Genomic DNA, 21,929 nt, shown 5'->3' on the forward strand with positions numbered 1-21,929 from the left:
TCCGGGATAACGTTAGCGCGAGAAAAGCTATTTATTTTGCTGCAGTCGCTCGAATAGCGCCCGATTCGGATCCTGCTCATCGGCCCATAACGGGTCAATCTCACGTTGCTCCAGATAAATCTGCATTGCGGTAAAATAGGTAAACGCCGTAAGTTCTGAATCCTGATTAAAGTGCTCAAAAAACGTGTCTTCATGTTCAGCCAGCTGCGCCAGAGATGTTATCCCTTTCTCCAGAATCCATTGCGTCGCATGTGCCGGAATCAACGTGCGATGCAGGATCAGTTCTTTGATTTCCCCTACCGCGACCTGTATACCTTCGGCATTCGCCACTGGTTGAGCCAGCGCTTCTTCTTCAGCCAGCAGCGCCTTCAGGCTGGCGATACTGGCTTCCCTTTCCGCGGTGGAATAACCATAGGTGGTTTTGGCAAATCGAATCGCATACGCAAGGCGATCCCGACCGACCACCTCCACAACCGCTTCAAGATACGGTTGTGGTATATCGTACGCCTTGGCCAACTGAACAATAGCCTGATTCAGGCTGGTATAAGTAATACCATCAAACTGGACATGGAACCGTCCATGCAGAGGCTCAAGAGGCTGACCATCAATCGCCAGCGGCCAGCCCTGATAATTCACACGCCCTTTGGCAATTTCGAACATCTTCCAGGCACTTTCCCGAAAACCTTCCAAGGCTTTACCCTCAAACTCACTCGCTTCAAGCTCTTCTTTTGTCCAGTTCACCCCGATTTGCAGGTGTTTTTGGTATTTTTTATGTAATTGTTCTTTTACCTTGTCCCGCAACAAATCAAGGCCACTCACCTTAATCGTCCGACAAAACCCGTAACACTCTTCACAACTGGGGACCAGAACCGGGCTCGCCTGATTGTCATAGTTCGGCGAAGGCATGAAGGCGAACGACTCATAGTACGGCTCGCCGCAAAACCAGCAGGTATGGCGATATTCGAAGGGGATATCAATCGCTTGATAAGATAACGTCATGATTTACACTGATTCCGAAAACGTGTCTTTCATTATACCCAACTCACGATAAGTTGCAGTGCTTTGATTTTCCCTCTTCTTTTACCATTCCAGACGCTGTTTTGAGTGAGGATAATTGTGCTGATGCCAGCTTCACGTTAAAATATCGGCCTTTTTTCAATCAGGGTGATATCGAATGTCAGAACAGAAGCGAAAGGCGCTGAAAAAAATTGCGAAATGCCTAGAGCTGGGTAACTCTGCCAATGTCAACGAAGCCGCTCAAGCTATCAAAATGGCTCATCGTCTGATGCTGAAATACGGGCTGGACAAGGACGATATCGAATTCATCCAGATGGGTAAAACCAAGACGGCCACCCTGCTCCCGGCAGATATCAGCCAGACCATTCTGAAAATCATTCGCGGTATTAACCGCCGCTTTGGTGTGGAATGCGTCCTGACCAACCACAAGGGCTTAAAGCAGGCCGAGTTTATCGGTCTGGCCGAGCGTGCCATTTTTGCCGCTTTTGCCTTTGATGTGGTTTACCGTGAAATGAATCAGCAAACCGGTCAGTTCCGTAACAGTTTTCAGGGTTCGGGAACCAGCAGCGCCGAGGTGAACCGCCGTGTTTCCTCTTTCCTGGCTGGCTGGATTGAAGGAGCGTTGGAGAAATTACCGGAGCTCAACACCGATGATGATCACGATTCACGCATGACTAACTTCATCGATAAAGAGTTCGAAAATCTGGATCGGGAAACCTTCAAACAGCAGTTACAGGAAGCGATGAAAGGTTTAACCGACGATTATGAAAAAGGCATGAAGAAAGGCCGCTCCATTTCAGTGAATCGTCCTGTTTCCGGTACCAAAGCCTTCGAACCTAAGTTGCTTTCTCAGTAAAGCTGGGGTAAATTACGCCTTCGCTTTCAATTAAACAGCCGTTTTTACGGCTGTTTTTTTGTTTGCAAACTAGGCAGTTATAGAAATGTGGATGCATAAGCCGGCTTTCGCCCGAGCAAAAAGTGAGCAAAAGAACGTTCGCTGTCATCAACACATCACAATATGGGATGTGAATCGCATTTTTATGATAGAATGAAACAAAATTTTCTCTAACTGATAGCCCCATACATGAAATTCCCTGGTCAGCGTAAGTCAAAGCATTACTTCCCTGTCAATGCCCGCGATCCATTAGTAGCTCAAATCCAGCAAGAAAATCCGCTATCACGAACCCACCTTGTGGGGGTTGGCCAAACCATTGTTGATATCGAAGCTCGAGTTGATGATGCCTTTCTGGCTCGCCATAACCTGAGTAAAGGTCACTCTCTGGTTCTTGCCGAAGACAAAGCCGAATTACTGTACGAAGAGCTGAAAGAACGTAATCTGATCAGCCACGAGTACCCGGGTGATACCATTGGTAACACGCTGCACAACTACTCTGTTCTGGCTGACGACAAGTCAATTCTGCTGGGTGTTATGAGCCAGGATCTAAAAATTGGTTCTTACGCTTACCGCTACCTGTGCAATACCTCCAGTCGTATGGATCTGGATTACCTACAACCGGTTAATGGACCTATCGGTCGTTGCTACACCCTGATCACTGAAGACGGTGAACGTACCTTTGCGATCAATGAAGGTGAAATGAACCAGCTTCGTCCGGAATTTGTGCCGGAAAGTGCATTCGAAAATGCATCAGCCCTGGTGCTTTCATCTTATCTGGTTCGCGGCAAGCCGACAGATCCAATGAAAGACTCTGCGCTGAAAGCCATTGAATACGCCAAGAAGTACGATGTGCCTGTTGTGCTGACGCTGGGCACAAAATACGTCATCGAAGGCAAACAAGACTGGTGGATTGAGTTTCTGAAAGAGCACGTCACTTGTGTGGCGATGAACGAAGAAGAAGCTGAAGCCCTGACTGGCGAGAAAGATCCCCTATTGGCTGCGGACAAAGCGCTGGAGTGGGTTGATCTGGTTCTGTGTACAGCTGGTCCGGTTGGCCTTTACATGGCCGGTTATACCGAGGATGCCCTGAAGCGTGAATCAACGCTGCCTATCCTGCCTGGCCGCATTGCTGATTTCAACAAGTACGAATTCAGCCGTCCAATGAAACGTGAAACGTGTGAAAATCCAATTCGCGTATACTCGCACATCGCACCTTACCTGGGTGGCCCGGTTGAGATCAAAAACACCAACGGTGCCGGTGATGCCGCGCTATCTGCGCTGCTGCACGACATGTCTGCCAACCGCTATCACAAAGTCAATGTACCGAATTCCGGTAAACATGTGGCTGAGTTCCTGACATATTCCTCTTTTTCTCAAATCTGTCAGTACTCTAACCGTGTCAGCTATGAAGTGCTGACGCAACATGCGCCGCGCCTGTCTCGCGGTTTACCTGAGCGTGAAGACTGTCTGGAAGAAGCATACTGGGAGCGTTAATCCCGATTCGTTTTACAACCTGACTTACGGACTGACTAACGGAGCTAATAAGCTCCGTTTTTTTATGAGAGATTCCATCGCCAAAGCGAAAACACAAACGAAATCACAAACGAAAACATGCCATTTTGGTTGGTGCTTTTGATATTGAGGCACAAAAAACCGGAGCATGGCTCCGGTTTTTCATCTGTTAGCACGCGTTGGCGATTAACATTCGTTAATGGCGTTACGCACTCGCTTATCTGATACCGGATATGGCGTCCCCAGCTGCTGCGCAAAGAAGCTGACACGCAGCTCTTCAATCATCCAGCGGATCTCTTTCACTTTCTCCGGAACAGGCTGACCTTTCGGAATCTTGTTCAGCAGCTCTTTGTAGTCCGACACAACCGATTCAATCTTCATGATATGCATGCGGTCTTTGTTCGGGTCAATCGGCAGCTTTTCCATCCGACGCTCAATCGCCTTCATGTAACGCAGAATATCCGGCAGACGCTTCCAGCCACATTCCGTAGCAAAGCCTTTGAAGATCAGCCCTTCAATCTGCGCTTTAATATCAGACAACGCAAACGCCATGGTCAAATCAACCCGCCCTTTCAGACGCTTGTTGATGTTGAATGCCGTTGTCAGGATAGATTCCACCTGCTTGGCAATCTCTACGACGGTATCACCCAGCTCAGCGCGGACATGCTCTTTCAGTGCTTCAAACGCTTCCGGCTCCCATACCAGGCCGCCTTTCTCTTCAATCAGCTTGTCGATCCCACAGGCGATACAATCGTCGATCAGATCCAACACCCGACCATACGGGTTAAAGTACAAGCCAAGTTTTGATTTGTTCGGCAGGTTGTCGTGCAGATATTTGATCGGCGACGGCACATTGAGCAGAATCAAACGACGCTGACCCTGTTGCATGGCTGTGCGCTGCTCTTCTTCTGTCTCAAACAGTTTGATTCCGACGGAATCTTTGTTATCCACCAGCGCCGGGTAGGCTTTTACTTCAAAGCCGCCACGTTTCTGTTGATAACACTCAGGCAGTTTGCCAAAACTCCAGGTGTGCAGACCTTCCTGCTCGATGTCGTCATCCGCCACTTTAGACAGCGTTTCCTGCACTTTCTCTTTCAGGCCATCTTTCAGGCTGTAAAGATCCTTGCTTTCACGCAGCTTGCGGTTGCGATGATCCACCACACGGAAAGTGATCTTAAGGTGATCCGGCACCTGTTCAAGATTCCAGTCTTCACGCAAAACCGTCACGCCAGTCATGCGTTTAAGCTCTTTCTCCAGCGCATCCAGCAGCGGCATTGCCATTGCATCAACACGGGCCAGGAAAGCATCGGCATAGTTTGGTGCCGGCACAAAATTGCGGCGCACCGGTTTGGGTAAAGACTTAATCAGAGCCACCACCAGCTCCTGACGCAGACCCGGGATCTGCCAGTCGAAACCTTCCATTTCCACTTGGTTCAGAATCGGCAGCGGGACGTGAACCGTGACACCGTCACTATCTTCACCCGGTTCAAACTGGTAACTCAACTTAAGCTTGAGGTTCCCCTGATGCCAGAAGTTCGGGTAGTCCAGATCCGTTACATGGCTGGCATCGCTCTTGAACAGCATTTCACGTTCAAAGTTCAGCAGTTCAGGATTGTCTTTCGATGCCTTTTTCCACCAGGTGTCAAAGTGACGACCGGAAACCACAGTGTGGTCAATGCGCTGGTCATAAAACTCGAACATCGCATCATCGTCGATCAGAATGTCACGGCGACGGGATTTATGCTCCAGCTCTTCCACTTCCAGCAACAATTTGCGGTTCTGCTGATAGAACTTGTGCTTCGTTTCCCAGTCACCTTCGACCAGTGCCGAGCGGATAAACAGCTCACGGGACAACACAGGATCAATCCGACCGTAGTTCACCTTACGCTTGGCGATGATGGGAATACCGTACAGGGTCACCTTCTCAAAAGCGGATACCGAAGCCGGTTTTTTCTCCCAGTGAGGTTCACTGTAGCTGCGTTTGAGCAAGTGCTCGGCCAGCGGCTCTACCCATTCAGGCTGAATCTTGGCGGCAATGCGGCCCCATAACTTTGAGGTTTCAACCAGCTCCGCGACCATGACCCATTTCGGCTGTTTCTTGAAAATGCCGGAGCCCGGGAAAATGTTAAAGCGTGCGTTACGCGCTCCCTGATACTCGTTCTTTTCCTGATCTTTCAGACCAATATGAGACAGCATCCCGGACAGTAATGCAGTATGAATACCGTCATAACTGGCTTCCTGTGAGTTCATCTTCAGGTCCAGCTCGCGGACAACCTGATGTACCTGGAAGTAGATGTCCTGCCACTCACGAACCCGCAAGTAGTTCAGGTAATCTTTCTTACACTGGCGGCGGAACTGGTTGCCGGACAGCGCTTTCTGCTGCTCCTGTACGTAGTCCCACAGGTTAATGAAGGTCACAAAATCGGAGTCTTTGTCGTAGAAACGACGATGCTTCTCATCCGATGCCTGCTGTTTTTCCATCGGGCGTTCACGTGGATCCTGAATCGACAGTGCCGACGCAATGATCATCACCTCACGCAGCGCTCCCTGCTTCGGTGCTTCAAGTACCATTCGGGCCAGACGCGGGTCAATCGGCAAACGGGCCAGCTGACGGCCGATTGCGGTCAGACGCTTGCGCGGATCTTTGGCCTGCGCATTGATCGCCCCCAGCTCTTCCAACAGGCGAACACCGTCCTGAATATTGCGGTTATCCGGCGCTTCAACAAACGGAAATGCCTGAATATCCCCCAGCCCGATTGCAGTCATCTGAAGGATAACGGAAGCCAGGTTGGTACGCAGAATTTCCGGATCGGTAAATTCCGGACGCGACAGGAAGTCTTCTTCGGAATACAGGCGGATACAGATACCTTCAGCCACACGGCCACAACGGCCTTTACGCTGGTTGGCACTCGCCTGTGAAATGCGTTCAATCGGCAGGCGCTGTACTTTAGTACGGTAACTGTAGCGACTGATTCGGGCTGTCCCCGGATCAATCACGTATCGGATACCCGGTACGGTCAGCGAGGTTTCAGCCACGTTGGTCGACAGAACAATACGTCGGCCGGTGTGCGACTGGAATACCCGGTTCTGCTCACCCGCAGACAAACGGGCATACAACGGCAGAATTTCAGTATCCCGCAGCTTACGTTTTTCCAGTGCTTCCGCGGTATCACGAATCTCACGTTCACCATTCATGAAGATCAGGATGTCACCCAGCCCTTCCTCACACAGTTCATCGACGGCATCAAAAATGGCTTGCAGCTGATCGCGGTCGTTATCTTCACTCTCTTCGCTGATCGGACGATAACGCACTTCCACCGGATACGTCCGGCCAGACACTTCGATAATCGGTGCGTTGTTGAAGTGCTTAGAGAAGCGTTCCGGATCAATGGTCGCAGAGGTAATAATGACTTTTAGGTCTGGGCGCTTCGGCAACAGCTCGCGCAAGTAACCCATGATAAAATCAATATTCAGGCTACGCTCGTGCGCCTCATCGATAATGATGGTGTCATACTGGTTCAGGAAACGATCATTCTGAATTTCAGCCAGCAGAATACCGTCCGTCATCAGCTTAATCTGGCTGCGGTCGGAAACCTGATCGTTGAATCGAACCTTGTAACCCACGTAAGAGCCCAGTTCACATTCCAGCTCTTCTGCAATACGGCTCGCAACCGAACGGGCAGCCAGTCGGCGTGGCTGGGTGTGACCAATCATCCCCTTGGTGCCCAGCCCCAGCTCCATACAGATTTTCGGCAGCTGGGTCGTTTTACCCGAACCGGTTTCACCGGCGACAATTACCACCTGGTTGTGCTTAATGGCTTCGGCGATGTCGTCTTTTTTCTGGCTGACAGGCAGCTGTTCCGGATAGCGAATCGTCGGGCGTTGCGTCGCACGCAGCTGAGCCACTTGCATGGACTTGGCAATATCCATCGCAATTTCGTCAAACACCGCGTGACGGGCTTGTTCGTTCTTAATCTTTGCTGCGCCCTGCACCCGTTTCAGCAACCGGAAACGGTCGCGTATCATGCAGTCGTTGATAGCAGCTTTTAGCGTATTTTCGTTATTCAAAACGTCTTTCTGAGAAGTGGTTGACTGAGTCAAAAGAAGTCCTGCTAAATCAGCTTGGTAGTTCTGGGCGAATTCTACCATAAATCACCGAGGTTACGGAAAACACCGGTAAACGGGGGTACGTTATAACCTATACCGGCTAAACATTGACATTGTCGGCAACATTTGAAAGCAGGATTTTGTTCAGATTGCACTCATTTGATCCCAATAGTAAAATTTTGTCCTGATTTAACCCAAAAGGTAATTTTGTTATGAAAAAAGCGCTACTAGGTTTTACCCTGGCAGCCGCAATGGCTGCACCAGCCTTTGCCGCACAGCCAATTCAGCTGTCTGTTCCGGGCAACAACCTGCCAGATGGTAACGTTCAGGGTTTCCGTGCTTCTCTGCTTTACGGTCAGACGCCTTCTGTGACCGGTCTTCAGTTGCCTATTCTGGGTTTGGCTGAATCACAGAATTTCACAGGTTTGAGCGTAGGTATCGCGTTTGGTGCAACACGTGTTACCGGCGCATCGAAAGGTGTGAAATTTGGTCTGGCAAACTGGAACGACAACACGGCGAAAGGTGCTGACTTCGGTTTTGCTAACTACACTGGCGGCCAGTTTACCGGTCTGCAATTTGGTGCGTTTAACTACGCAGGCAGCCTGAACGGCCTGCAGCTTGGCTTTATCAACGCCACTGACCGCATCAACCAGGGTATTCAGATTGGTCTGATCAACTACGACAAATCGGGTACCTTCATCAGTAAAGATCTGCCGGTATTCCCAATCATTAACGCCCGTTTCTGATAACCCGAAGACACGCTAGCGATGAAAAAACAGGGAGTTTGAGACTCTCTGTTTTTCATGCTGTTTATTGTGTTGGTTTATTTCGTGATTTTTTCTGTATTAATCCCTGCCTGCACTTTTCCTTGCCTGCCGCCAACATGTTTACGGATGCCGTTACCTGTGTTGACAGGCTCTGCTGTCCATTCGATGCCCCATCGACAGCCCTCTATTTAAATGTTGAAAACAAACCCTGAAAGCTATTTGTAAAAACTACTCGTAACAGCTAAACGTGAAAACTTATCGCCTAAGAAAAACGTGAAAAACATCACGCTTTTCAGGAACTCATCTCGCCAGAGGCAGTCATAATTTATGTGGCTAAATTGATTATCAGACGCCACACTCAATACAGATCCATTTTCAGCAGTTCAGAGGCAAGCATGTTACACAAGTTGCGTACCCTGTTTCAGCAGGTCATGAATGACGGCGACGCCAGCGGCGTTTCTGACACCCCCTCTCTGCATTTGGCTATCGCCAGTTTGCTGTGCGAAGTCGCCAGTGCTGATCACGTCGAAGATCACCGAGAAGCCCGGGCAAAAGAGCATTTGCTGGTGAATTTACTGGATATCAGTGAGGATAATGCGCGGGCACTGTTAGAAAAAGCTCAAAAGCAGAGCGATCTGTCTGTGTCGCTGTTTGAGTTCACCACGAACCTGCGGTCACTTTCTCAGGAACAACGCTACGACCTCATTGAAGCCATGTGGCAGGTCGCCTATGCCGACGGTACAGCTGACCCAATTGAAGAGGCCGTCATTCGTCAGGTCGCAGAACTGATTTACCTTGATCACTCAGCGTTTATTCGTGCCAAGTTATCAGCGCAGGAAGCGACTGACAGCTAACACCTAACACCTAACACCTAACACCTAACAGCTAACAGCTAACAGCTAACAGCTAACAGCTAACAGCTAACAGCTAACAGCTAACAGCTAAAACAGTAAAGCGCGATGACTGGATATACGACCAGTCACCGCGCTTTATCTTTTCAGTCAGTTCATTGGGTTATTTAATGTCGATAAGTCTGCTCGCTTTGCGATAGCGAACTTTCCATCCTTGCCAGCGAGGTAGCTCCCAGCGTTTCGGATCGGCTTTGCGGTTTCCGGACTGGTAAACCGCCACCACCTGCTTTTTAGCCAGATGGTATTCAACATGCATTTTCAGATCGGTCAGGTTAACAAACTGCGGAAATTCGCTGTCAAAATCCTCCCGCTCCCATGCCGGAATCCCCTCAAAGTGAAAGTCATCGCCGGAAAATAAATCCAGATCATCAGCCGATTCTACCCCAAGCGCTTCCAACTGTTCATTTAACCACGTACGGATCTCAACCGGGGCGTTGTCCCGCTGACAGGTTTCACTTTGATAACGCCCCAAAGCCAGATACAGGTTCCACTGATGGATATCAGCTTGCAGCTTTTCCGCCAGCCCGTCGAGAAGCGTACCGTTCAGCACCATATCTAGCAGTGCGCCGCGTGCAGAGACACCTTGTGGTGCCTGCCAGCAGGAGTCGATAACGCGGCCGGCATAAATGCGCTGATGCTCAACCAGACAACCATCGTCGGTCACTTGCGTCCGGCCAAAGGCCGATTCACCAAAACCGAGCTCATTCAGCCAGGATAAAGGAACCGGTGCCATACAGGTTGCCAACACCAGATTTTGCTTCACGCCTTTACCGGGCAACGCAAACTGATCAAAAACAATCGCCGCTTCTGCTGTTTCGGCGAATCGGCTATCCCTGCCGATATTCACTTCCGCGTACCCGTTCCCCAGGGCCTGTCGCCTTTTCTCCCTGCGAACAAACACCAGTTCCGGAGCAGTGCTCATCACCGCTTTCAGCCACCCTTCACGCTTTACCGAGGTGGCCACGTCAAGGTCTGGCAGAGCCAGTGCATCGCGAATCTGCTGCGACAGCAGACGTGCTTCTGTCAGCACGTCAGAATCAATATTCAACCAGTCCGGGACATCCTGACGAAGCAGCTTAATCAGCGCCATCGCGTCGCAATGCTGCGGTTCCCATTGCGACAGTTTCTCTCGCTTTTCTTCGCTATTGGGCATTTGCCACACTTTTTGATACACACTCAGAGCGGCGGCCACATCCACCATCTCTTCCCGGCTGGCTTTATCCGGCATCGCGCTAATCAAATGGGCAAAAAGCGTGTCGATGGGTAACGGGTAGAGAATTTTTCCGTAATCGGTTGCCAGCCCCTGCGTATTGATGGCCTGCATTTGCAATAGTTTTTCCCGGGCCAGTAGCATCGGTTTTTCCGGCACCGGATCAACAAACGACAACTTATCAAGCACATACCCGCTACAGGCTGCCGCCAGCATTGGCTCCACCAGTTCTTCTCGGTGCAATTCCGGTGGTGTTATGGCTTCTAGCGGTGCCGCTTTGCCGTACAAACGCAGGCACGTTCCGTCTGCCACTCGCCCTGCCCGGCCTTTACGCTGCTCCGCACTAGCTTTGGAAATGGCATGCAAACCCAGCACGGTACGACCATTTCGCTGATGCGTCCGACGTTCCAGCCCGCTGTCGATGATCAGGGTGACCCCGGGAATGGTCAACGAGGTTTCAGCCACATTGGTCGCCAAAATAACCCGCTGTTTGTGGCTAATGGTCAGCGCCCTGTGCCGCTCATCATCTGAAACCGACGCATGAAGAGGAATGACATCCATTTCTCCGCAGTCCAGCTCTGCTGCCAGTGCCTGTCGTAACGCAGACTGACATTGGGCAATTTCTTTTCGCCCCGGCAGAAAAACCAGAATATCCTGGTGCTGGCGGTAATGTGCGACTACCGTTTGCTGAATTTTCGTTTCCAGATGGCGGATATCAGGCATATTACGCGCATCCTCAGCCAAATGATTCACTGTCACCTGGAACTGACGGCCTTCCGCTCGCAGGCAAACCCCACCGAGGTAGGCAGTCAGACGCTCACTGTCCAGCGTTGCAGAAGTCACCACAAGCCGGTGACGGTTCTGCACTTTCAGCATCGCCAGCAAAAGATCGGTATCCCAGCGTCGTTCATGGAACTCATCAATAATGATCGTTGCAAACTGCGCCAGCTGATTTTCACTTAGCCAGCGCAAGGCGACACCGGGAGTCACAAAAACAATGTCTGATGCCTCACTGAAACGGTTCTCAAACCGAATCGCGTACCCCACCGACTGACCAATCGGCTCTTGTCGCTCACCGGCAACAAATTCAGCCAGAGACCGACAGGCAACCCGCCGCGGCTCAACAACCAGCACCTTACCACGCCGTGCCGCCCATACCGGCAGACGGGTTGATTTCCCCGAGCCGGTTTCAGCGACGACAACCAGGTGTTGTTGTTCAACCCGGGCTAGAAATTCAGATTGGATATCATCAATAGGAAGTGAAACAAACATGAAGTAAACGCCGGTTAAATCAGGGTTAATCGCTTTTGCGCAGGTTTTCATCCAGCTCAAGGCACAGCAGACGGAGTGCTTCAATGCTCTCTGCCGTCATGCTGGAACGTGACTCGAGTTGAGCCGTGAGTTCGTTCGCCTCATCTTGCAGCTGACTGCCTTTTGCCGTTAAGGAAATCACTTTTTTTCGCTCATCCAGCTCAGAAACCCGCCGGGTCAGCAAACCCTTTGATTCCAGACGCTTAACAATTGGGGTCAGAGTGCCCGAATCCAGATGCGTATCGTTGGACAGATCTTTCAAACTTACGTCATTCTGGCACCAGAGCGAATGCATCACAATGTACTGTGGGTACGTCAGATCATACTCATCCAGAATGGGACGAAACGCTCTCACCAGAGAGTTCGTCGCGGTATACAGCGCAAAACACACACTATCAGATAATTTCTGGGCCATGTATTCATCCGTTTTTGAACGCCCAGCCGATATTAACTGGGTCTGTAAAAGCTGTTTTTACAAAAGCATTGTTGATTAATGCAATGTTTCTTAAGCAAGGTCACGATGTTAGCAAATTTCACCTCGGCAAAATAGTTTGCGAGCAAATTATTTTTGAGCAAAATATCTTGCACTCTCTTTCCTACCCGGGTAAGTTACCCACAAATGATTTGCGCACAAATTGTTTGTGGGTGACTTATTTGGAAACCAAGAAATGAAGTCTGATACATATCGAATCTGAAAAATTGTGCCTTCAATATCCCTGTGTCCTGATGTCGCAACACGCGCAGCCAATACAGGGAAAAGAAACAAAGAGAGAAAGAACATGATGAACAGCCAACAAATCCATCTTGCTTCACGCCCGACAGGCATGCCTTCCCAAGCGAACTTTAAAACGGTAGACGTCACATTGCCTGCTCTGCAGGAAGGTGAAGTGCTGGTTAAAAATACCTGGATGTCCGTTGACCCTTATATGCGGGGCCGCATGATCGTTTCGGATTCCTATATCCCCCCATTCCAGATTGACGAAGTGCTGGAAGGCGGTGCCATTGGTGAAGTCATTGAATCGATGAATGCGCAATTCCCAGTCGGTGCAAAAGTCAGCAACATCAGTGGCTGGCGTACAACATTCATCAGTGATGGCAGTGATCTGACTCAGCTGCCAGCGGTTGGCCTGCCTGATCAACATTTTCTGGGTGTGATTGGCATGCCGGGTCTTACCGGCTGGGTCGGTCTGTTTAAAGTTGCCCAGCTTAAACCAACAGACACCGTGTTCGTTTCCGCTGCATCCGGCGCTGTAGGCAGTGTGGTATGCCAGATTGCGAAACTGCATGGCTGTAAAGTCATCGGTTCTGTTGGGTCTGATGAAAAAGCGGACATGGTCAAAGCCATGGGCGTTGATGCCGTCATCAACTACAAAAAGGTTGATGATCTGACTCAAGCTCTGCGTGACGCAGCGCCTGAAGGCATTGATGTGTACTTCGAAAATGTTGGCGGCGCACATCTCGAAGCGGCATTGAATGTGATGAACCCTTACGGCCGCATTCCTGTGTGCGGCATGATTGCTGACTACAATGCTGAAACACCTCAACCAGGACCAAGCAATCTGCTACTGATCAATACCAAAAAACTGACTTTGCAAGGTTACATTGTGATGGATTACTGGGATCAGTACGGTGAGTTCGTCGAGCAGATGGGCCAGTGGCTGAAAGAAGGCAAAGTCACTTCGGAAGAAACGGTCTACCACGGTCTGGATCAGGCGGTTGATGCTTTCATTGGTCTGTTTGAAGGCAAGAATAAAGGCAAGATGCTGGTTAAGATCTAATTAAACGCCTGCTTTTTACATGATATTTGAAATCTCGCTTCTTCTTTTTATCTGGTAGTAACCATGTTCCCCTGGCAGTTGGCACTGTCGGGGGCTTTTTTTTGTCCATTCAGATGAAAATCCCCTACTTTTGCTGTTGTGATTGATCATAACCCATTGACTTTTATTCCTGACTCCCTAGCCTTAAAACATCTAACCAAAGAGGCTCGTCACATGACCCGCAAAGAAATTTTTAACCCTGAACTGTGGGATGAAGTCCCAGGTTTTGAGTTTGAAGACATCACTTATCACCGTGCCAAAAACCAGGGCACAGTCCGCATCGCCATCAACCGTCCAGACTGCCTGAATGCATTTCGTCCGAAAACAGTCGATGAGCTGTTCACCGCACTGGATCACGCCCGTCAATGGTCTGATGTTGGCTGCGTATTGCTGACCGGTAACGGTCCGTCACACAAAGGTCAGTGGTCATTCTCGTCGGGTGGCGATCAGCGTATTCGTGGCAAAGACGGCTACAAATATGAAGGTGAAGAAGCCGGTAAGGCAGATGTCGCCCGCATGGGACGGCTGCACATTCTTGAGGTGCAGCGCATGATTCGCTTCATGCCTAAAGTAGTGATTGCTGTCGTGCCCGGCTGGGCCGTGGGTGGGGGCCATAGTCTGCATGTGGTGTGTGATTTGACACTGGCTTCGAAAGAACATGCCATTTTCAAACAGACTGATCCAGACGTTGCCTCTTTTGACTCCGGCTACGGCTCTGCTTACCTGGCAAAAATGATTGGCCAGAAACGTGCCCGAGAGATTTTCTTCTGTGGCTTTAACTACAGCGCCCAGGAAGCTTACGAAATGGGCATGGTAAATAAAGTGGTTGATCACTTTGAGCTAGAAGATGAAGCACTGCGCTGGGCCAAAGAGATCAACAGCAAGTCACCGACAGCAATGCGCATGCTGAAATACGGCTTCAACCTGCCTGATGATGGTTTAGTTGGCCAGCAGTTATTCGCCGGCGAAGCCACACGATTGGCATATGGGACCGATGAAGCGCAGGAAGGCCGCGACGCCTTTTTGGAAAAACGCGATCAGGACTTCAGCCGCTTCCCTTGGCATTATTAATTCGCCATATTGTTTTATTTCAATAAATTCAATGCCCTGGATTCGTCAGGGCATGTTTTTCTGTTCTTGCGATGAAAGACACGTGAACAAAACATACAAAACACACAACAAAAACAATATATCCACCAAATTTTAACAAAAAGAACATAAATCACACACAATTGAGTTTAATCTCACACCAGACCTTTTCCTTCACCACTTCCCGCCCAAAGATCACAGAATAATTATTTTTGTAAAACAACAACAAAACAGATATAAAACAAAATCAGAACAAAACAAACAAAGATGAAACATTATTCATTTTACCGTGTTAAATCCTGTAAAAAGATGCATAAAAACATGATCAAATTCGCGAAAAATGTGCGCATTCCCTTTGAATAATCAGCACGGTAGATCTACGATTAGGCCCTAAATGAAAAAAGTCATTTTCATTTTTCTCTCACCTTAGGAAACAGAGTGTTTTGCATGAACAACGATAAACGTCCTCTCTACATCCCCTACGCAGGCCCTGCGTTACTAGAAACTCCCCTCCTTAATAAAGGAAGCGCATTCTCTGTTGAAGAACGTATGTTCTTTAACCTGGAAGGTCTGCTTCCGGAAGCGATCGAAACGATCGAAGAACAGGCAGAGCGTGCTTATCAGCAGTATCTGAAGTTCGAAAATGACATGGATAAGCACATCTATCTGCGCAATATCCAGGATACGAACGAAACTCTGTTCTACCGTTTGGTTGAGACCCACATTACTGAGATGATGCCAATCATCTACACCCCGACAGTTGGCGCGGCTTGTGAAAACTTTTCTAATATCTACCGTCGTGGCCGCGGTCTGTTCATCTCTTACCCTAACCGTGACCGCATCGAAGACATGCTGAACAACGCTTCTCGTCATAACGTGAAAGTGATTGTTGTGACAGACGGTGAGCGTATTCTGGGTCTGGGCGATCAGGGTATCGGTGGCATGGGTATTCCAATCGGTAAACTGTCTCTGTACACCGCATGCGGTGGTATCAGCCCGGCTTACACCCTGCCGGTGGTGCTGGATGTGGGTACCAATAACCCACAACGTTTATCTGATCCAATGTACATGGGCTGGCGTCATACGCGTATCTCCGATAAAGAGTACGATACGTTTGTTGACGATTTCGTACAGGCGGTAAAACGCCGTTGGCCTGACGCTCTGATTCAGTTCGAAGATTTCGCTCAGAAAAACGCAATGCCACTTCTTGAGCGTTACAAAGACAAAGTATGCTGCTTTAACGATGACATTCAGGGCACCGCAGCTGTGACCGTTGGCTCTCTGCTGGCAGCTTGTAAAGCGGCAGGCAGCAAACTGTCTGAACAACGCGTGGCTTTCCTTGGTGCTGGTTCAGCAGGTTGCGGTATTGCCGAAGCAATTATTGCGCAAATGGTTTCTGAAGGTATCAGCGATGCCCAGGCACGTAGCCAGGTATTTATGGTCGACCGCTGGGGTCTGCTACTGGACGATATGCCAAATCTGGTTAACTTCCAGAAGAAACTGGTTCAGCCACGTGCCAGCATTAACGAGTGGGAAACAGAAGACACGAACATTTCTCTGCTGGATGTGATGCGCAATGCCCACCCGACGATTCTGATCGGTGTATCAGGCGTACCAGGTCTGTTCAGTGAAGAAGTTATCCGCGAAATGCATCAGCATTGTGAGCGCCCAATTATCTTCCCACTGTCTAACCCGACCAGCCGCGTAGAAGCAACGCCTGCCGACCTGATCCGCTGGACTGAAGGTAAAGCACTGGTAGCCACAGGTTCGCCTTTTGAACCGGTTGTGTTCAACGGTAAGACCTACCCTATCGCGCAGTGTAATAACAGCTACATCTTCCCGGGTATCGGTCTGGGTGTACTGGCTGTTGGCGCCCGTCGTGTGACGGATGAAATGCTGATGGAAAGTAGCCGTGCGTTGTCTGAGTGCTCACCATTGGCAATTAACGGCAATGGTCCGCTACTGCCGCCACTGGAAGACATTCAGGATGTTTCACGCCACATTGCCTTTGCTGTTGCGAAGAAAGCTGTCGAGCAGCGAAAAGCACCGAAAAATACCGACGAGCGAATTAAAGAGAAGATTAACGACAACTTCTGGAAATCAGAATACCGTCGCTACAAGCGTACCTCTTTCTGATCGCCAGCCATTATTCGGCCAGGTATTACTTAATCGTTGTTCCCAAAGCCCGCATTTTTGCGGGCTTTTTTACTATAAGTGACTTAATTTACTGAGAAAATTTAATCCATATATCATACTGCAATCAATATCAAACACAATTTCCCGCAAATTCGGTAAATTTAGCCCTTACTCTAAGAATCTAGCTTCATTGTTACCCTGTTAGCCTGTCTGCCTTTATGCTACTGGTTGAAACTAAGCCGGTTACGACGTACGGCAAATAAAACAATAAATGGAGAGTGCAATGCAAGAGTTGCCCGTTTGCAGTCAATGCGGTCAAGATGAGGAGTTCCTGGTTTCAGAATCAGGGGAATACATCTGTGTCTGTGGCCATGAATTCCATACCGACCCCATTAGCCCATCATCCCTTGATAACAACACGACATCCTCATACCAAGTGACAATGAACTACGTTTCTCCGCTTCTGCATTAACGCCTGAGAAACCGTCATTTTGAATACCCATCTAGCCGCCATACTCTGGCGGTTTATCTTTTCCTTATGAGCACCATTCTCACACTGCAATAAGTCCTGCATACCAAATCATTTTTAAACCTGGAATTATTCACTAATTGTTCCCTTTCTTATTGAATACCTTCTCATATGTTAAGAAATCATCTCAAACACCGCCCCAAAACAAGTTAAAAAACCTAATAAATTGGGTTAAATTGGTGTAAAAGTCAAAATTATTTGATAATGAACAATGTTTTAAACGATCACATTCAGTAACCATTTATACAATTTTAACTCTATGAATATAAAGAAAATAAATTACTGAACAACATTTTTTATTGTACTTGTGTCATAAAACCGTTCATAAAATGTGACTTAGAGCACGCTGAAATCTCGATATTTCATGCTAACTTAGCGTCCCGTCTGAAGATGAAACATCTGATTCTATGTTTCATAAATGTAACTTCACCAAGTTGCACAGTGCTTCAATTTCGCAAGCAATAAAAAATATAAATTCAGAATCGTATTCATGAACTGTCACATAAATGGACGTTCCAGTTGCTTAGGGAATTGTTCGATTTGCTAAGCGTTATATACAGGAAATTACTATGAGTGTTACGAACGGATCTTTCTTAACTTCGCTGAATGACGCATTGAATGGCGTTATTGGTGCTGTTAATGGATTACTATGGGGCCAACTCCTTGTTTACTTACTGGTTGCAGTAGGTGTTTACTTCACTTTACGTCTGGGCTTCATTCAAATTCGTCAATTTGGTCACGCGGTCAGTGTTCTGAAAAGCGGTAAAGACGTTGATAACGGTATCAGCTCTTATCAGGTTTTCTGCACTTCAATGGCAGCTCGTGTAGGTACAGGAAACATGGCCGGTGTGGCTGTTGCCCTTGCGGCCGGTGGCCCTGGTGCGATCTTCTGGATGTGGCTGATCGCCCTGTTTGGTATGTCGACTGCCTTTATCGAATCCACACTGGCTCAGATCTACAAAACCAAAGATATCGACGGTCAGTACCGTGGTGGTCCGGCTTACTACATGGAAAAAGGCCTGGGTCAACGCTGGATGGGTACTCTGTTCTCAATCTGTCTGATCATTGCATTTGGTCTGGTGTTCAATGCCGTACAGGCTAACACCATCACGGATGCGCTGAGCCATTCATTTGGTTTCGACCAGACAATCATGGGGATGATCATCGTTGCTTTCTCTGCCTTCTTTATTATGGGTGGTCTGCGTAAAGTAGCGGCGGCATCAGCACGTATTGTGCCTGTGATGGCCATCGGTTATCTGGCAATTGCACTGCTGATTGTCATCATGAACCTGTCTGAACTGCCAGCAGCTCTGATGCTTATCGTGAAAAGCGCATTTGGCTGGCAGGAAGCGGCGGCCGGTGGTGTTGCTTACACCGTTGCACAAGCGATGCAGAGCGGTATTGCCCGTGGTCTGTTCTCGAACGAAGCCGGTATGGGGTCTGCTGCCAACGTTGCAGCGTCAGCGACACCAAACCCGAACCACCCTGCTTCTCAGGGCTTTGTTCAGATGCTGGGTGTGTTTGTTGATACCCTAGTTATCTGTACGGCTTCTGCTGCCATGATTATGCTGAGTGGCGTGATGAACCAACCTGACGCAGCAACCGGTATCAGCCTGCTGCAACAGGCACTGAGCAGCGAGCTGGGTGACTGGACAACCTACTTCATGGCGGCAGCAATTATTCTGTTCTGTTTCACGTCTATCATCGCGAACTACAGCTATGCTGAAACCAACGTGATGTTCCTGAACGGTAACACGAAGAAAGGCCTGTTTATTTTCCGCCTGTGTGTACTGGCTATGGTAATGTTCGGCTCAGTGGCTTCGCTGCCTGTCGTATGGAACCTGGCAGATGCCTCGATGGGTATGATGGCTCTGGTCAATATCATTGCACTGGTACTCTTGTCTAAACTGGCGATCAAAGTTATCAAAGACTACGAAACCCAGCTGAAGCAAGGCAAAACGCCTGAGTTTGACCGCTCTAAATTCCCAGAGCTGGAAGAACTGGATGGCGCATGGCACCCGGAAGGCTCTGAGCCTGTCACCAGCACCAAATAATAGATTCATCGTTAATGAGCCGGCGACTACGCCGGCTCTTTTTTATGCCAATTCGAGCTACAGCGATGAAACTTTGAGCGCCTGTTCAAGCTTGCGATATCTGTTCTCCGGGATTGTCTCCTCTGACAGTCATTACCTTTACTCACGCTCTTCTCTTTTTCCACCCTACCGTTCTCAGGCTCTCAAGCTCTCAAGCAATCTGACCGGACTCTGTTCTTTCACGATTAAATCGCAGCGTACTCACTACACACTCACTATCGGATAAATGTCCTTACAAGTCAGGACAATTCCCCGATTGCGGCAGCAAATCATCTCCGATATAGTCCCATCGCCAAAATTTTAGGCATTTTGCGAATTTAGCTACATTTTCGACGCTAAATTTTGCAATCAACCAGAAGAATAAGTGGGTATCTGATGCCGGCATCCCCGTAACTCAGGTAACACCCGCCGCTATAGGTAATACAATGACATTTTCAAAGCCTCTCATTTCTTTGTCTGTACTTCTCGCTCTGGCCGGTTGTCAGACCCAGTCACCATCGGATGCACCTTTTTCGTTGACTGTGGCACACATCAACGACACCCACTCTAACTTTGATCCGGTCAAATCGAGTTTCATGGCCAACGAGTTACGCGTCTACAACGAATTTGGCGGATACCCTCGCCTGCAAACGATGGCAGAACAATACCGTCAGGCAGCAGCGTCTGATAACCAGAGTTTTCTGTTTCTGCATGGGGGTGACGCCTGGCAGGGAAGCGGCTATTTCAAGCTGAATGAAGGGATGATGAACGCCGATTTGCTCAGCCGAATGGGCCTGGATGCGATGGCGCTGGGTAACCATGAATTTGACCTGAGCAACGACAAACTTAACCGTTTCATCGGCGAGGTCAACTTCCCGGTACTGGCCGCCAATGTGGATGCCAGTCAGGATCCTGACCTGCGTAACCAAACGAATCTGAAACCTTTTGTCGTCTTTGCTTATGACGGTTACAATAAAACTCCTGTGACAGATCTGGATAAACTGCCGGCAAATTCCAATCTGGTTGCGGTATTCGGTTTAGCCCTTGATGATATGCCTAATCTGGCGCCTAACACCGGCAAAGTCGAATTTCATGATCTGGTGACCTCTGCGCAGGCAACGGTTGATTTCCTGCACGAGAAAGGCATCCGCAACATCATCGCCCTGACCCACATCGGCAACGCGGTGGATCTGGACGTGGCTGCAAAGGTTAACGGAATCGATTTGATTGTTGGTGGCCACTCTCACACGCTGCTGGGTGATTTCACTAACATCGGCCACGACCACAGTGGCAACTATGCGCAGATGGTGAACAATCCGAACGGCCAGAGTAAAACCTGTGTCGTGCAGGCCGGACAATACGCACAGGCTATCGGCCAGCTGAGCGTCAGTTTCGATCGCGACGGCAATGTGATTAGCTGCAAGGGTCAAAACACCCTGCTCAGTAATGACACCTACTTCCACTCGCCTTTGCGTGAAACCACCAGCCAGTTCAGTGCAACAGAGGCTAACACGGTAAAAACCTTTATTGAAGGTGAAGATAACCTTGTTATCGCTGCAGAAGCAGCGGCAATGCGTCAGCTGATCGACAGCAAGTACAAGCCTGCGGTTGAGCAAGCGTATGGCAAAGTGATTTCCCGCGTACCGGAAGAAATCAAACACGAGCGTCGTCCGGGTGATAAAGGCACGGATAAGCACGGCTCTGATGTCGCGCCTCTGATTGCCGAAGGTCAATACTACTGGGCTAATCTTCCAGCCGTTCAGGCCGTCACCGGTATGAAAGTGGATTTTGCCCTGATTGGTGCCGGCGGTATCCGTACAAACTTTGATGCCGGTGAATATCGCGAAGGCAACGTCTCACTTGAAATGCTGCCGTTTTCAAACTTCATGTCTGTCGTACCAATCAAAGGTAAAGACGTGGTAACCCTGATTGAAGGTGCTGTTACGGCCACGCTGCCAGAAGGCTCACACGCAGGCAAATTCCCATATGGCGGTCATCTTCGTTACCAGTTCACCGAAACTGTACCGCATAAAGCGGGGCGCGTTGATTATGTCGAAGTCATGACAGGGACAGAGGATCAACCGATCTGGCAAGCCATTAATCCGGACCAAACCTACAATGTGGCGATCAATAATTACAATGCCAGCGGCAATGATGGCTGGACGCCACTGTTTACGGCACAACAACACCAGTCAGGCCGGGTGGATCTGGCATATGTCGACGGTAAGCTGACGGGCTTTAAAGTGCAGCGCATTGAGGCGGTAAACGGTAAGTACAACGTGCATTACGCCACTCAGGGGCCAGATTGCAAGGCCGCTAATACCCGCTGTAATACCGACGCCCAGGCAGTGATCGACTACATTGCAGATAAGAAACCGGTTTTGACGCCACTGAGCTACGAAGTGGTCACCCTGAATCGCGCGCTTTAAGATTAGTCGTTTATTCCACGGCGCTTTTTACCAAGCTTCTGATTACAGACTCCTTGTCAATAATCAGTCATGCGGAAGTGACTGAATAACCGCTTGAATTAGCTTATAAAACTTGTCGCATAGGCAA

At 49.1% G+C, this 21,929-nt stretch carries 13 protein-coding genes; 9 read left to right on the forward strand and 4 right to left on the reverse strand.

Annotated elements, in window-relative coordinates:
* Positions 1–27 precede the first annotated feature (27 nt).
* The gene (locus tag PGW97_RS08845) at positions 28–999 is read right to left on the reverse strand and encodes a hypothetical protein (protein ID WP_273857115.1); all 972 of its coding nucleotides are present in this window, start codon (positions 997–999) and stop codon (positions 28–30) included.
* 175 nt (positions 1,000–1,174) lie between these two features.
* Here PGW97_RS08845 and PGW97_RS08850 point away from each other — a divergent pair, with 175 nt between their 5' ends.
* Positions 1,175–1,873, forward strand: coding sequence for a DUF2786 domain-containing protein (locus tag PGW97_RS08850; protein ID WP_047885378.1), 699 nt, complete (start codon positions 1,175–1,177; stop codon positions 1,871–1,873).
* Between the two features lie 228 nt (positions 1,874–2,101).
* Positions 2,102–3,406: an inosine/guanosine kinase gene (locus PGW97_RS08855; RefSeq protein ID WP_047885377.1), complete on the forward strand. Its 1,305-nt coding sequence runs from the start codon at positions 2,102–2,104 to the stop codon at positions 3,404–3,406.
* A 204-nt stretch (positions 3,407–3,610) separates the two neighbouring features.
* On the opposite strand, the gene hrpA is transcribed toward PGW97_RS08855, so the two are convergent.
* Entirely contained in the window at positions 3,611–7,450 is a 3,840-nt protein-coding gene (hrpA, locus tag PGW97_RS08860; protein ID WP_273859651.1) for an ATP-dependent RNA helicase HrpA, read from the reverse strand.
* Positions 7,451–7,743: 293 nt separating this feature from the next.
* Here hrpA and PGW97_RS08865 point away from each other — a divergent pair, with 293 nt between their 5' ends.
* On the forward strand, positions 7,744–8,277 hold the full coding sequence (locus PGW97_RS08865) for an LA_2272 family surface repeat-containing protein (RefSeq protein WP_047885376.1): 534 nt from the start codon (positions 7,744–7,746) through the stop codon (positions 8,275–8,277).
* Between the two features lie 416 nt (positions 8,278–8,693).
* A complete protein-coding gene (locus PGW97_RS08870) occupies positions 8,694–9,152 on the forward strand; it encodes a tellurite resistance TerB family protein (RefSeq protein ID WP_047885375.1) in 459 nt (152 codons plus the stop codon).
* Positions 9,153–9,312: 160 nt separating this feature from the next.
* Here PGW97_RS08870 and PGW97_RS08875 read toward each other — a convergent pair whose 3' ends face one another.
* Together PGW97_RS08875 and PGW97_RS08880 are read right to left on the reverse strand one after the other, a co-directional pair.
* Positions 9,313–11,691, reverse strand: a complete 2,379-nt coding sequence (locus tag PGW97_RS08875) for a helicase-related protein (protein ID WP_273857117.1) — start codon at positions 11,689–11,691, stop codon at positions 9,313–9,315.
* 25 nt (positions 11,692–11,716) lie between these two features.
* Positions 11,717–12,145, reverse strand: coding sequence for a MarR family winged helix-turn-helix transcriptional regulator (locus PGW97_RS08880; protein ID WP_273857118.1), 429 nt, complete (start codon positions 12,143–12,145; stop codon positions 11,717–11,719).
* A gap of 364 nt (positions 12,146–12,509) precedes the next feature.
* On the opposite strand from PGW97_RS08880, the gene PGW97_RS08885 reads away from it, so the two are divergent.
* The 5 genes from PGW97_RS08885 (at position 12,510) to PGW97_RS08905 (ending at position 21,802) form a co-directional block, all read left to right on the forward strand.
* A complete protein-coding gene (locus PGW97_RS08885; protein WP_273857119.1) occupies positions 12,510–13,508 on the forward strand; it encodes an NADP-dependent oxidoreductase in 999 nt (332 codons plus the stop codon).
* Positions 13,509–13,721: 213 nt separating this feature from the next.
* Complete coding sequence (locus PGW97_RS08890; RefSeq protein ID WP_273857120.1) at positions 13,722–14,618, forward strand: 1,4-dihydroxy-2-naphthoyl-CoA synthase; 897 nt, start codon at positions 13,722–13,724, stop codon at positions 14,616–14,618.
* A 465-nt stretch (positions 14,619–15,083) separates the two neighbouring features.
* Positions 15,084–16,772: an NAD-dependent malic enzyme gene (locus tag PGW97_RS08895; protein ID WP_217391407.1), complete on the forward strand. Its 1,689-nt coding sequence runs from the start codon at positions 15,084–15,086 to the stop codon at positions 16,770–16,772.
* Between the two features lie 1,098 nt (positions 16,773–17,870).
* The gene (locus PGW97_RS08900) at positions 17,871–19,355 is read left to right on the forward strand and encodes an alanine/glycine:cation symporter family protein (protein WP_207103629.1); all 1,485 of its coding nucleotides are present in this window, start codon (positions 17,871–17,873) and stop codon (positions 19,353–19,355) included.
* A gap of 464 nt (positions 19,356–19,819) precedes the next feature.
* The gene (locus tag PGW97_RS08905) at positions 19,820–21,802 is read left to right on the forward strand and encodes a bifunctional metallophosphatase/5'-nucleotidase (protein WP_273857121.1); all 1,983 of its coding nucleotides are present in this window, start codon (positions 19,820–19,822) and stop codon (positions 21,800–21,802) included.
* Positions 21,803–21,929: the final 127 nt, after the last annotated feature.

Source organism: Photobacterium sp. GSS17 (assembly GCF_028621875.1).
In the GTDB taxonomy this organism is placed as follows: Bacteria; Pseudomonadota; Gammaproteobacteria; order Enterobacterales; family Vibrionaceae; genus Photobacterium; species Photobacterium ganghwense.

Coding starts and splice junctions, on each gene's coding strand:
- PGW97_RS08850 (WP_047885378.1), top strand. CDS start 1,175: ATGTCAGAACAGAAGCGAAAGGCGCTGAAAAAAATTGCGAAATGCCTA.
- hrpA (WP_273859651.1), bottom strand. CDS start 7,450: ATGATACGCGACCGTTTCCGGTTGCTGAAACGGGTGCAGGGCGCAGCA.
- PGW97_RS08870 (WP_047885375.1), top strand. CDS start 8,694: ATGTTACACAAGTTGCGTACCCTGTTTCAGCAGGTCATGAATGACGGC.
- PGW97_RS08880 (WP_273857118.1), bottom strand. CDS start 12,145: ATGGCCCAGAAATTATCTGATAGTGTGTGTTTTGCGCTGTATACCGCG.
- PGW97_RS08875 (WP_273857117.1), bottom strand. CDS start 11,691: ATGTTTGTTTCACTTCCTATTGATGATATCCAATCTGAATTTCTAGCC.
- PGW97_RS08855 (WP_047885377.1), top strand. CDS start 2,102: ATGAAATTCCCTGGTCAGCGTAAGTCAAAGCATTACTTCCCTGTCAAT.
- PGW97_RS08900 (WP_207103629.1), top strand. CDS start 17,871: ATGAGTGTTACGAACGGATCTTTCTTAACTTCGCTGAATGACGCATTG.
- PGW97_RS08885 (WP_273857119.1), top strand. CDS start 12,510: ATGATGAACAGCCAACAAATCCATCTTGCTTCACGCCCGACAGGCATG.
- PGW97_RS08865 (WP_047885376.1), top strand. CDS start 7,744: ATGAAAAAAGCGCTACTAGGTTTTACCCTGGCAGCCGCAATGGCTGCA.
- PGW97_RS08890 (WP_273857120.1), top strand. CDS start 13,722: ATGACCCGCAAAGAAATTTTTAACCCTGAACTGTGGGATGAAGTCCCA.
- PGW97_RS08905 (WP_273857121.1), top strand. CDS start 19,820: ATGACATTTTCAAAGCCTCTCATTTCTTTGTCTGTACTTCTCGCTCTG.
- PGW97_RS08845 (WP_273857115.1), bottom strand. CDS start 999: ATGACGTTATCTTATCAAGCGATTGATATCCCCTTCGAATATCGCCAT.
- PGW97_RS08895 (WP_217391407.1), top strand. CDS start 15,084: ATGAACAACGATAAACGTCCTCTCTACATCCCCTACGCAGGCCCTGCG.